Raw genomic sequence first — 12,876 nt, forward strand, 5'->3', positions numbered from 1 at the left:
CAAATGAAACAAAGAGTAATTCAATTATTTTTTAATTGATTAATTTTTGTTTAGACCGCCTAATTAACTTAATTTATATCTCTTTTAAACCACCTTTCAGTTGATTTAAGAATGAAATTCATTCTATACAACAAATACTTTTACCATATTTTTGCCTTCGGCAAATCACTTCTAAATCCCTTTATATAAACCTATCATCAATGAAAAGAATTGAGGTAGTCAATTACTTAATTCATATTATATAAAAACCACAGCGAAGCAAACCATCTCAACGAAAACCTTTTTTCAATCCACTCAATCTATTCATAAGATAAGTAAGAATGTTTGATGTAGTTCAAACGAAGTATTTCACTTAATTTATTAACAAATAACCCTTAAAATCCAGGAAAGACGGGCTTTTCCTTGCATACCTCCCAAAAGCCTGGTACTATTGCAATGTAATAATCAATAACACATAAAACATGAGCCACACGCAATACATCAAAACATTTCTAGAAGAAAAGGTGATACCATATAAGACATTTGAAATTCAAGATAAAAATGGATTAACTCATTTTGTCGATACCGAAGTAATCAAAGAATGCATATTAACAACTGGTGTTTCTGAACAAATAGCAATAGCTAATGCGTTTAAGAAGATTGATTATGCGAATGCTGACATTTTGAACTATTTTCAATTCCTAGCTAAAATCCTTGTAAAAAAATTTGACTAAGGTGGTCGAATAACATCTGTATTCTGTACACATAAATAAAAAAAATGACCCATTGAAAACAGGGCGATTTCAAGGGTCAAAATAAATAGGTTATTCGTCCACTAAAAAACAAAACTATGAGAACAGTAATTTATGCTAGGATATCAACTTCAACTAAAGGTCAATCCAACGACAACCAATTGGAGGTACTAAGAGAATATTGTAAACGGATGAACATTGAGGTCGTTGGTGAATACACCGATGAAGTGTCTGGTGGGACAAGTGATCGCCCAGCGTTTAAAAAATTATTTCAAGATGCTTCCAAAAGAAAATTTGATTTGGTTCTTTTTTGGAGTCTAGACCGCTGGACTAGAGAGGGTACTAGAGCCACTATCAAATATTTTGAACAATTAGAATCTTATGGAGTAGCCTTTAAAAGCTATACCGAACTTTATATTGACAGTTGTGGTATCTTCAAAGATGTAGTCATATCGCTACTTTCCACGCTTGCCAAACAGGAAAAAATAAGAATATCAGAAAGGGTAAGAGCTGGTTTAGCTCGTAGCACTAAAAAAGGAGGTCGTCCCCAGCTTCAAAATGATATGATTGAGAAAATAAAGTCACTAAAAAAACAAGGACTTTCAAATCGTACCATTGGAAAAGATTTAAAGATTTCACATTCAACGGTTGCGATTTATGTTTGATAAAAATAAATATTGTCAAAAACTGGATTCATAAAGAATTTAGGTGTAGCTTTGTAAGAGCTAGTAAAATAGCCACTTTCATCTTGTTTTTCTAAAGATGGATTCCGCAAACTTCACGGCAAAAGTAGTAACTGGTTGATTCTTTTTACTACTTCTAGACAATTTTTTTCAATGCAAAACATTGACTGGAATTCCATTGTCTAAAAATAATATCTCGACCCGATTAAAAAAAATGAGATTACACGGGTTGTAATGAAAGTGAAAAAAATAACAATAATAAAATACGGTAACACCTTATGATTTCATACGGTCATTTACCAATTATTACAGTTCAAACTGTTGCAACTATGTTAGGTGTCCCTAGGGAATCAGCGTCTAAATGGCTAAAGCAGAATGATATTCCAATCCATAAAATAAGCAAAAAAGGTAATGTCTTTCAAATTGATGTGGCTGTTGCGATTGATAAAATTCATGCAAGAGACTTAAAAATAAAATATCCAAGCACTTGGGAAGAGCGTTATCAGATAGAAGCAAATGACCCCAAAGTATGTCAATTGGTAATTCAAGAATTAAAAGGCGAAACTTGGACAAGACCTTCTACCATTGTAAAACCAATCAATGAATCGGATAACAAAATATTAAAAAGATTACTATGATGAACAAATTAAGAATGCCAAAAAATCCTCACACGGGTTTAAAAATATTTTGCAATACGTGCAAAAAAGACAATTCAAATTGTAGCCACTACGATATGCACCAATATCGAGTAAGGATACACGTACCTAATACAAAACATAAGGTAAAAATTAAAACCTTAGAAACTAGAGATTATGATGAAGCGGTAAAACAAGCAATTGATTTTAAAAAGGAATTAATTGTTAATGGATTTGAGCATTTCAAGCCAACGGTTGAAGGAAACGATTATTCATTATTGGATGCAATAATTAAATATAACCAATACTTAGGCGGAAATCACCCTTTGGAACAAAAGAAGAAAATTGTAACGAAAGAACATCAAGCAGAATGTATTAGATTTTGTTCTTTATTTGCAGAGGTGGTTAAGGGAAGAGCTGATATTTCAAGATTAAGAATTGTTGACATAACTAAGCATGATGTTTCGGACTTTTACAAATGGGCTAAAGAGCATTATAGCCCTAAAACATTTAACAAATGCCTCGTTTCGTTAAAAGCATTCTTTAAATTTTTGATTGATGATGAGGAAGTAAAGATGAAAAACCCTTTTGAATCCTATGTTTCTAGAAAATCTGCACCAAAGGATATTTTAATTTTGACAAAAGCAGAGTTTGAATTGATACTTAACGGGCTAAACACGGCTAATCCGATTAAACAACTAGGTGGTCGAGGAGAGAGAAAAAATATGTTCAGACCCTATTTGGAAGCTGGTTTTAAGCTAATGCTGTTTACTGGTGGTAGGCGTGAAGAAGTTGTAGAATTGAGATGGAGTGACATTTTTATTACTATTAAAGGGGCAAAATGCTTTAGAATTAGGAATAGAAAGGTTGAGAGGGGGCAAAATGTTCAAGGTATCTATAAATACATACCCATAAACGCTGATTTGCTCTATCTATTAGAGGATTTAGGATATTCCGATAAGGCAAATTCCAACGACTATATTTTTTACCCAGAAAGAGCTGAGAAGACGAAAACCATTATGGATTTCCTTTCTAAGAGCTTTTCTCACTATAAAGAAGCTGTTGGGATAGAAAAAACTATAAGCATGAAGAATCTTAGAAAAACCTATATTTCTTGGGTACATGATGTTATGGGTGAAAAAACAGGTCTATTAACCTCACATTCAAGCTATAAGGTGCTTACCAGCCATTATCTTGACCCAAGCTTAATAACAGCAATAGATAGAGGGGCACAGGAAATTAGGATATTCGGAACTTAATGTAATGATACATTATTTTCAAAAGCAATTAATTCTAGAAAATCCCTATATGGTGCAATGAATAGAGAAGGGAAATATTGCTTCCCTCCAGACATCATTTCTTGTTGAATATCTTTTTGAGAATTAAGCCATTCATTTAATTGATTAACACAAGTGTTGTAGTTTTTCAGTTCTTTAGTTGAATTTAAAATTGTTTCGCCAACAATTTTCCAATGTCTATTATGAGAGTAGCTTTTACCACTAAAGAAAGAAGTTCCAAAATCACACAGTTTTATTTCGAAATACGTTTCATATTTATCTTCTTTATTTTCATAAATTAATACATTTTCCCAATGTGCATCACCATGAAAGGTTTCGCCATGTGAGGTTTCTTGTATTGCTTCTAAATATTGATAAAGGATATAAATGATATTTGTTGGTGAGTTATCTTTCAAAAACTTTTTTAAAGTAACACCATTAATATATTCCATAGTGGCAACAACATGACTTTGATGAATATTGGCAGAATATATTTGAACAGAAAATTTACCATTGACTTTAGCAAGTTTTAAAGCCTCATTTAGACCTTGACGAACTTTATCTCTTTTATCAGTAGGATTAAATGCATTCCAAATCTTGATAGCCTCTTCTCTGTCAAGATTAATATTTCTTCCTCTATAAACGATGCCATTCACTCCTTTACCCACAACCTCAATAATTTCATGAGAAGTGAACTCTTCATCATTTATGTATAGTTTTGTTTCTACTAGATTAAACGACATTATTTTTATACAATTGATTGATTTGCACTAATTTATGATTAATTACTCCAAAGAAACAAAAAAGAATGTAATTTTCAGTAAAGAGGCTAATTTTAAAGAAACCTCACTACGTTTCCTCACTCTAAGAAATAAAAAAGCCCCAAAATTGGGGCTTTCCTTTGTAGCGAGAAGGGGAGTTGAACCCCTGACCTCAGGGTTATGAATCCTGCGCTCTAACCATCTGAGCTACCTCGCCATATGGTTTTTGAGGGCGCAAATATAGTATTAATCTTTTTATTTCTTAATATTTTCACAAATATTCAATTTAAAAGAAATACTGCCCTTTTCTTTTAATAATTTATTTTCTACTTAGGTATAAATGTCTGTAAAAGACCTTGATAATCAGTATGCTATTTTTTAATTCATTGATAAATAGGGGGTTACTGTTTACCGCAGTTTTCAAACGAATAGTCGTTTTAAACATTTTTAACAAAACATCAATATTGGAAGATTGATATTTTTTTATATATTGCGTGAGATTTGTTTAATTTACAATTCAGATGGCTAAGAAGAAAGATTCGCCTAAGAAAGCGAAAAAAAATATAAAATCGGCTAAAACAAAGCCAGTGAAGAAGGCAAAGGTTACTAAACCTGCTAAAAAATCGCCCCCTAAAAAGGTTTCTAAACCCGTAAAATCGTCTAAGAAGTTCTCAAAACCTACTAAATCAGCACCTAAAAAAGTTGTTAAAGTAGTCAAGAAAGTTTCTAAGCCTGTTGTTAAAAAGATAGCCAAACCTATCGCTAAACCAGCAAAAGTAGTTAAAAAGCCAATCGCAAAAGTTGAGATTGTTAAAACGAAAGACCCTAAAAAGTCCTTGAAAGAAGAGAAAAGTGTGAAATTGGCAGTAAAAAAAGTTGAAAAGGAAGTTGTAAAACCCGCGAAAGAGAAAAAGCCACGTGGAAAAGGCGGTAGAAAACCTAAGAAAAAAGATGGGGAAGATGATGGGGAACCGGAAATTGTGCACGATGAGTTAATTGAACAATTGATTCAAAGCACCAAAAAGAAAAAAGCAGGACCGAAAGTTCCTAAAATTCTTAAAACGTTTGTGAATCCGATGACTTCCCTTACTGTTGCTCCTGATAGCAATGGTAAAAAAGGTGGATCCATTCCTAAAAAAGAACCTAAAGGGAAATTCGAGTTGGAGTACGTTATCCGTACTTCTGCCGGTATTTTATATGAATTTATTACCACACCTAGTGGTTTGTCGGAATGGTTTGCAGACGATGTAAACATTCGTGATGGTATCTTTACCTTTTTCTGGGACGGCAGTGAGCAAAAAGCAAAATTGATTGGTTTCAAAGAGGAAAAATTTATTCGATTGAGCTGGATCGACAAACCGGATGGTATGTATTTCGAATTCCGAATCGAAAAAGATGAATTGACAGGTGATGTATCGCTAATCATTATTGATTTTGCTGATGAAGCTGCCGATATGCAAACGTCCAAATTACTTTGGGACAGTCAAGTGAATAAGTTGTTGGGCGTTTTAGGCTCTAATTAATCATCTTATTGCTTTGATGTGAAGGCCATTTTTAAAAATAATCTTTCATTTTTAGTTCCTTATTTTGTTTTTCTCCTCATCGGAGCCGGAATTATTATTGTCAACTCCAAAGCTGAAACTCACCTTTCTTTTAATTCGTTTCACAACTCGTTTTTGGATGCGATTAACACCTATACCACTTACTTAGGAGACGGATTTACTGCTGCATTATTAATACTCATGATGCTTGCTGTTAAGTATCGCTACTTTCTGATTCTGGCAATTGCAAATGTAACATCAGCGCTTATCGCTCAAGCGCTTAAACATTTTGTTTTTGATGAAGTTGTTCGTCCGAAAAATTTTTCGAAGGACTCCAAGAATTGTATTTTGTTCCCGGTATCGAAAATCATTTGTACAACAGCTTTCCATCCGGACATACCACCTGTGCCTTTGCATTGTATTGCTCCTTTGCTTTGATTGTTGAGAATCGACTGTATAAAATGCTCTTCCTTGTTTTAGGATTGTTAACCGGTTATTCTCGAATTTATTTATCGCAACACTTTTTTGAAGATGTGTATGCCGGTTCAATCATAGGCGTTACTTGTTCAATCATTGTATATTATTTTGTGCAGCGGAAAAAACATCCATGGATGGATCGCTCCATCACTAATTTCTTTAAAAATGAACGCTAGCGCGCTGCGATATATCATCATTATAGTTCTTGGAGGCACACTCTTGTTTGTTCCTTTCCTAGGAGCTGTGCATTTATTTGATTGGGATGAAATTAATTTTGCTGAATGTGCCCGCGAAATGCTGGTTACTCAGGATTATTTTTCAGTAAAAATAAACTACCAAGCATTCTGGGAAAAACCACCCATCTTTATTTGGATGCAAGCATTATCAATGAGCGTGTTTGGTGTCAACGAATTTGCAGCTCGTTTGCCCAATGCCATTTGCGGAGTGGTAACATTGCTTGTATTGTTCAATATCGGCAGAAAGTTAGTGGATGAACGTTTTGGATTGATATGGGTTTTGGCCTATGCCGGCTCCTTTTTACCACATTTTTATTTTAAATCTGGAATCATCGATCCTTGGTTCAACTTGTTTATTTTTTTAGGTATCTATTATTTTATTGTATTTACAAATAACAAAAGCAATCGCTTATTAATTCTTTCAGCGCTATTTATTGGATTGGGGATTTTAACAAAAGGACCTGTTGCCGGATTGGTATTTGGATTATGTGTGGGCGTATTTTGGGTGATGAAACGGTTTCAACCGATTATGCGTTTTAAGCACATTGTCATTTATGGAGTGGGTGTTGCATGTGTAGGCGGCTTATGGTTTTTAATGCTGATTTTAACCGGTCATGCTGAAATTATCAAAGAGTTTTTTGTCTACCAAATTCGATTATTGAATACACAGGATGCCGGACATGGTGGTCCGTTTTTCTATCACTGGATTGTTTTGTTGATTGGCTGTTTCCCTTTATCCATATTTGCTTTAAGAAGTTTTAGACGAAGTTCTTACGACACACCGTATCAAAAACATTTTAAACTGTGGATGTTAATTCTGTTTTGGGTGGTATTGATTTTATTCAGTTTAGTAAAAACAAAAATTGTTCATTATTCTTCATTATGTTATTTTCCATTAAGTTTTTTAGGAGCCTATGTCGTTTATAAACTGATTACAGGAGAGCTGAAATGGAAAAAAAGCACAGGCATTTTATTGCTCACAATTGCCGGATTAATTGGCATTGCTATTTCTGCACTTCCTATCATTGATAACTACAAACAAAAAATTATTGATGCCGATTTGATCAAAGATAAATTTGCAGTTGAAAATTTAAAAGCTACCGTTTCTTGGAGTGGAGTGGAGTGGTTGATTGGAATCATTTTAATCGTTGGAGTAGGAGCAATGCTGGTGTTAATTAAACGAGGAAATATAAAAGGTGGCGTTATCGGAATTTTTATGTTTAGTTTGTTTGCGGTAAACATGGCTTCTGTATTGGTTGTTCCAAGGATTGAAAAATATTCACAAGGTGCGGCCATTGAATTTTATGAATACTTGCAAGGAAAAGATTGTTATGTAGAAACAATCAGTTTTAAGAGTTATGCACATTTGTTTTATTCGCACAAACAGCCACAAACAAATCTAAACAGCTACAACAGCGACTGGCTGCATCATGGAGAGATTGACAAGCCTGCTTATTTTGTAAGTAAGATTACCGCATTGGAGGATGTTGCGAAATACTACCCCGAACTAAAAGAAATCTATCGTAAAAATGGATTTGTGTTTTGGATGAGGAGTGTGAAATAAGTTTATCGCCTTTTGAATGGTTTCTTCTTCACTAGGCAGTAAATAAATATTGGCAACCATATTATCCAAACCCAGAGCATTTATTTCTTTTTCTCGTATCTCCTACATTTATTCAATCCTAAGTTGTAAAAGAAGTGTGTGAAAGAAACACGCAAAACACCCATTCCATATTTCGCACTTCTGCTGAAGTTAATGGATGATGCTTCCGGGAAGTATTTAGTTGGACAAGTAATTTCAGCGATTTCGAATCCAGCCATAAAAATTTGAGAAATCATTTCGTTATCAAAAACAAAATCATCGTTGTTGGCTTCGTAATTCACTGTTTCCAATACTTCGCGTGAAAAAGCACGGTAGCCGGTATGATATTCTGATAGTTTTTGATTAATCAGAATGTTTTGGGTTAAGGTTAAACAACGGTTGAAAATGTATTTATACATCGGCATTCCACCCTTTAATGCACCTTTTCCTAAAATACGGGAACCGAAGACTACCGGATATAAATCGTTGGCGATGATGTGCGCCATGGATTGAATTAATAGTGGAGTGTATTGGTAATCAGGGTGTAACATAATCACAATGTCGCCACCCAACTCTAAGGCCTTGTCGTAACAAGATTTTTGATTACCGCCATATCCTCTGTTCTTTTGATGTTTGATAACATGTTTAATGCCAATGCGTGTTGCCACTTCAACAGTATCATCCTTGCTCACATCATCTACCAAAACCACTTCATCCACAATGTCAAACGGAATTTCTTTATATGTCTTTTCAAGTGTAAGTGCTGCATTGTATGCAGGCAAAACCACCACTACTTTTTTGTTGTTTATCATTTTAAAGCATAATCTTTCAACAAAAATAGTAAAATTAATGACTATGCTTTATGGCAAATAGATAGGAACGCAGATTTTTTATGATGGTTATGATTTACATAGATTTTTTTGGTATAAAACTTACGATAATATAGAACTTAATAAGACATCTAAGTTGTCTATAAACCTTTATATACTATTGGTTTAAGCAGTGTCTTGTTGTATTTAAAGAAACATTTTTCATCATAAAAATCGGAAAAAATCTGCGTTCCCATTTTTTCTAACCTAACGGAGCTCCGTATACCATTTCTAGCACACTTATTGCTATATTTGTAAACAATAGAATAAATGAAAACACTCTATAAATTCATCTTAAAATCCTACATCGGACCGTTTATCATGACGTTCTTCATTGCGATGTTTGTGTTTTTTATGATGTTTATCTTCAAATACATTGACGACTTTGTTGGAAAAGGCATTGACGCGGGCATTTTAGCGGAATTGTTCTTCTATTTTTCTTTAACAACTATTCCCATGGCATTGCCATTGGCCATTTTGCTTTCTTCGTTAATGACCTTCGGAAATCTGGGTGAGCATTTTGAACTAACGGCCATGAAAAGCTCAGGTTTATCGTTACAAAGGGTGATGTCACCGCTAGTGGTTACTACTGTTTGTTTAGCGATTGGAGCATTTTATTTTTCCAATAACATTTTGCCTTATACCAACTTAAAAGCAGGCTCGCTGCTATACGATGTACGGGAATCGAAACCGGCTTTGTTGTTTAAAGAAGGGGTGTTTAATAACAGCATCCAAGGTTTCAGTATTCGGGTAGATAAAAAAGAAAAAGACGGTCGCACCTTAGGCGACATCATGATTTATGATCACCGAGATATGAAAGGCAATACAACGGTACTTTCTGCCAAATGGGGAAGAATGGAAGAAACGCATGATAAAATGTTTTTGGTGTTGTCGTTAAAAGATGGGGTGAGTTATAAAGAAATGAACGACCATCCGAAAGATGCTATCACTCATCCGATGGTGCGTGATAAGTTTGAAGAAAGAGTAATTCGTTTTGATTTGTCCGAGTTTAAAATGAACAGAACGAATGAAGATTTATTTAAAAGTAACTATCAAATGATGACATTGTCACAGTTGAATACGGTTGCAGATTCATTACGAGCGAAAAATGATAAACGTAAAAATGAATATGGAAAATATTTAACCAATTCCTACTATGGCAAATCATCTGCTTATTTTGGAAAGTTAGATTCGAATAAAATTGTAGCAAAATCCAAAAACTATTTTGATGCATTGTCTAAACCGCAAAAATTAAGTGTGATTGAGGCCGCCACCAACATGGTACGAAACGCAAAAGCTTCTGCGGAAGGAATGAATGCTGATATTCTGTCTGAAGAGTATTCTATTTTCAGATGCAATGTGGAATGGCATCGTAAGTTTACCCTTTCAATTGCCTGCATTGTCTTGTTTTTTATTGGCGCTCCATTAGGTGCAATTATTCGAAAAGGCGGATTAGGAATGCCGGTTGTTGTTTCTGTAATCTTTTTTATCACCTTTCATATTTTGTCAATTACCGGAGAAAAATTAGCCCGACAAGGGGAAGTTCCTCCTTACATCGGAATGTGGATGGCAACCGCCATTCTTTTGCCAATTGGTATTTTTCTTACTATCAAAGCAACATCAGATAGTTCATTGTTTGATGTCAATGCTTACATCGATCCAATTAAGAAAATATTCCTTCGTAAAAAATCTGTTTGATACGCATGAACATATTACAGATTTGCAATAAAATACCTTATGCTCCCCAAGATGGTGGAAGCATTGCAATGAATATGCTCACCGAAGGTTTGATTGCGCAAGGTACTACTGTGCATGTATTAGCAATGTCCACACCCAAGCAATCGGTGAAAGAAACAGATATTGATGCAACTTATAAATCGAAAACTGCATTTCAATCTGTTTTTATTGATACTTCTGTTCGTCCATTGGCTGCATTTATAAATCTATTTACAGGAACTTCATATAATATTTCCCGTTTTTATTCCAAAGCATTTGAAGTCGCATTAATAGAGAAATTAAAGTCCTATCCATACGATGTAATTCAATTGGAATCGTTATGGGTAACAATGTATTTGGACGTTATAAGAAAACATTCAAAAGCAAAAGTGGTATTGCGGTCACACAATGTGGAATATTTGATTTGGGAACGTTTAGCAAATGCTTGTTCGAATCCAATAAAAAAAGTGTATCTCAACATGCTCGCATCCCGATTAAAATCTTATGAGCTTTCTATGTTGAACAATTACGATGCAATTGCAAGTATAACGGATGTGGATGCTGCCATTTATGAAAAAGTTGGTTGTCAACTTCCCATGATTACAATTCCTTTTGGAATAGAAATTGAAAAGTATCAGGTTAATAAGTCTGGAATAGAACGCCCTTCGTTGTTTCATATTGGAGCAATGGATTGGCAACCCAATATGGAGGCAATTCAATGGTTTTTGAAAGCGATTTGGCCAGAAGTGAGCCGCAATCTCCCTGATCTAAAATTGTATTTGGCTGGGCGAAATATGTCGCCAGATTTAAAAAGTTTACAATTGAAAAATGTAGTTGTTGTTGGTGAAGTGGAAAATGCAACTTCCTTTATGAATTCAAAATCCATGATGATTGTGCCATTGCTTTCGGGTGGAGGTATGCGAGTAAAAATTGTGGAAGGATTGGCATTGGGAAAAACCATCATTTCTACTTCCATTGGTGCAGAGGGTATTGCTTATGAAAACAAAAAAAATATCCTTATTGCAAATACTATTTCTGAGTTTACTGCGGCAATCGCATCGTGTATTGAGGATGAGGCCTATTGTGACGGAATAGGAACAAATGGAAGAACATTAGCGGAAACAACTTACAACAACTCGTATATTTGTTCGAAGTTATCTGAGTTTTATAAAACACTTTTGAGAAAATGAAATTATTTGTATTGTTATCACGTGTGCCATATCCGCTTGAAAAAGGGGACAAACTCCGTGCTTTCAATCAGATAAAAGAACTTTCTAAAAAACATCAAATTGTTCTGTTTGCTTTAAACGACACGAAGCTGGATGAACGTGCATTAACGGAATTGAAAAAGTATTGTGTCGCGATTTCGATTGTTAAGTTTTCAAAATTCACAGTATTCTTTAATTTGCTACGTGCCTTTTTTAATGGAAAACCTTTGCAAGTCGGTTATTTTTATTTTGATAAAGCACAGAAAAAAGTAGATGAACTGATCGCCAAGCACAAACCGGATCATATCTATTGTCAGCTGATTCGTACAACCGAATACATTAAAAAATATCCGCACATTCCTAAAACATTGGATTATATGGATGTGTTTTCCAAAGGAATGGAACGCAGGAAATCAACGGAATTGTTTTATATGAAACCTTTTTTGGCTATGGAGTATCGTAGATTGAAAAGGTATGAAAACAAAGTGTTTTCCTATTTCAACAACAAAACGATTATTTCGGAGCAGGATAAAAATTTTATTCCTCATCCTCAAAAACAAACAATCGTTGTTGTTCCCAATGGTGTGGATACGTCATATTTTAAACCCATTGTGCATAAAAAAGAATTCGAGTTGTTGTTCAACGGCAACATGAACTATCCACCGAACATTGAAAGTGTTGAATACCTTGTTGAAAAAGTGATGCCGTATGTTTGGAACAAAATGCCACAGGTCCGCTTGTTAATTTCTGGAGCTTCTCCTAATGCCACGGTTTTGGATTTAGCCTCAGATAAAGTAATCGTATCCGGTTGGGTAGATGATATTCGGATGAATTTTGCAAAATCGAAAATTTTGGTTGCTCCCATGCAGATAAGTATTGGCTTGCAGAATAAATTGTTGGAAGCAATGGCCATGCAACTGCCTTGTATTACATCTACCTTAGCAAACAATGCACTGGGTGCAAAACCGAATGAACAAATTTTGGTAGCAGATACTCCTGAACAATATGCACGACACATTATTGATCTCTTACAAAATGAAACCAAAGCCAAACAAATTGCGATGAATGGATATCAGTTTGTTGTCAACGGTTTTAACTGGCAAAGTACCACCTCGATTTTGGAGAAATTAATCTCTAAAAAATAAAAATTGAAAATAAAT

The 12,876-nt window shown here is 34.5% G+C and carries 13 protein-coding genes and 1 tRNA gene; 11 read left to right on the plus strand and 3 right to left on the minus strand.

Annotated features, from left to right (window positions below; translation table 11 throughout):
• The first annotated feature begins 461 nt into the window (after positions 1–461).
• The 4 genes from IPP64_06720 (at position 462) to IPP64_06735 (ending at position 3,308) form a co-directional block, all read left to right on the plus strand.
• Positions 462–713 (plus strand): hypothetical protein, encoded by a 252-nt coding sequence (locus IPP64_06720; protein ID MBL0329100.1) that lies wholly within the window; start codon positions 462–464, stop codon positions 711–713.
• A gap of 116 nt (positions 714–829) precedes the next feature.
• Positions 830–1,396, plus strand: a complete 567-nt coding sequence (locus IPP64_06725; GenBank protein MBL0329101.1) for a recombinase family protein — start codon at positions 830–832, stop codon at positions 1,394–1,396.
• A gap of 296 nt (positions 1,397–1,692) precedes the next feature.
• A complete protein-coding gene (locus tag IPP64_06730; protein MBL0329102.1) occupies positions 1,693–2,052 on the plus strand; it encodes a helix-turn-helix domain-containing protein in 360 nt (119 codons plus the stop codon).
• Entirely contained in the window at positions 2,049–3,308 is a 1,260-nt protein-coding gene (locus tag IPP64_06735) for a tyrosine-type recombinase/integrase (protein ID MBL0329103.1), read from the plus strand. Before IPP64_06730 ends, IPP64_06735 begins: the two co-directional genes overlap by 4 nt.
• Here the strand turns inward: IPP64_06735 and IPP64_06740 are convergent.
• Positions 3,305–4,069, minus strand: a complete 765-nt coding sequence (locus IPP64_06740) for a protein kinase family protein (GenBank protein ID MBL0329104.1) — start codon at positions 4,067–4,069, stop codon at positions 3,305–3,307. The two genes, IPP64_06735 and IPP64_06740, sit on opposite strands and share 4 nt — an antisense overlap.
• Before the next feature lie 161 nt (positions 4,070–4,230).
• A tRNA-Met gene (locus IPP64_06745) sits at positions 4,231–4,304 on the minus strand.
• A 910-nt stretch (positions 4,305–5,214) separates the two neighbouring features.
• On the opposite strand from IPP64_06745, the gene IPP64_06750 reads away from it, so the two are divergent.
• Genes IPP64_06750 through IPP64_06765 form a run of 4 tightly spaced genes read left to right on the plus strand, consistent with a single transcriptional unit; the run spans position 5,215 to position 7,905 of the window.
• Positions 5,215–5,610, plus strand: coding sequence for an SRPBCC domain-containing protein (locus IPP64_06750; protein MBL0329105.1), 396 nt, complete (start codon positions 5,215–5,217; stop codon positions 5,608–5,610).
• 18 nt (positions 5,611–5,628) lie between these two features.
• Complete coding sequence (locus IPP64_06755; protein MBL0329106.1) at positions 5,629–6,066, plus strand: hypothetical protein; 438 nt, start codon at positions 5,629–5,631, stop codon at positions 6,064–6,066.
• A complete protein-coding gene (locus tag IPP64_06760; protein ID MBL0329107.1) occupies positions 6,000–6,281 on the plus strand; it encodes a phosphatase PAP2 family protein in 282 nt (93 codons plus the stop codon). The genes IPP64_06755 and IPP64_06760 overlap by 67 nt, the downstream gene beginning before the upstream one ends.
• Entirely contained in the window at positions 6,271–7,905 is a 1,635-nt protein-coding gene (locus IPP64_06765) for a glycosyltransferase family 39 protein (protein MBL0329108.1), read from the plus strand. The genes IPP64_06760 and IPP64_06765 overlap by 11 nt, the downstream gene beginning before the upstream one ends.
• Positions 7,906–7,985: 80 nt before the next feature.
• Here IPP64_06765 and IPP64_06770 read toward each other — a convergent pair whose 3' ends face one another.
• Positions 7,986–8,735 (minus strand): glycosyltransferase family 2 protein, encoded by a 750-nt coding sequence (locus tag IPP64_06770; GenBank protein MBL0329109.1) that lies wholly within the window; start codon positions 8,733–8,735, stop codon positions 7,986–7,988.
• 327 nt (positions 8,736–9,062) lie between these two features.
• On the opposite strand from IPP64_06770, the gene IPP64_06775 reads away from it, so the two are divergent.
• From IPP64_06775 to IPP64_06785, 3 genes are read left to right on the plus strand one after another with little or no spacing between them, the layout of a single operon-like run.
• Entirely contained in the window at positions 9,063–10,490 is a 1,428-nt protein-coding gene (locus IPP64_06775; GenBank protein ID MBL0329110.1) for an LptF/LptG family permease, read from the plus strand.
• A 5-nt stretch (positions 10,491–10,495) separates the two neighbouring features.
• The gene (locus tag IPP64_06780) at positions 10,496–11,698 is read left to right on the plus strand and encodes a glycosyltransferase (protein MBL0329111.1); all 1,203 of its coding nucleotides are present in this window, start codon (positions 10,496–10,498) and stop codon (positions 11,696–11,698) included.
• Complete coding sequence (locus tag IPP64_06785) at positions 11,695–12,861, plus strand: glycosyltransferase (protein MBL0329112.1); 1,167 nt, start codon at positions 11,695–11,697, stop codon at positions 12,859–12,861. Before IPP64_06780 ends, IPP64_06785 begins: the two co-directional genes overlap by 4 nt.
• Positions 12,862–12,876: the final 15 nt, after the last annotated feature.

The sequence above is a fragment of the Bacteroidota bacterium genome (assembly GCA_016722565.1).
Classification (GTDB): Bacteria; Bacteroidota; Bacteroidia; order 2-12-FULL-35-15; family 2-12-FULL-35-15; genus 2-12-FULL-35-15.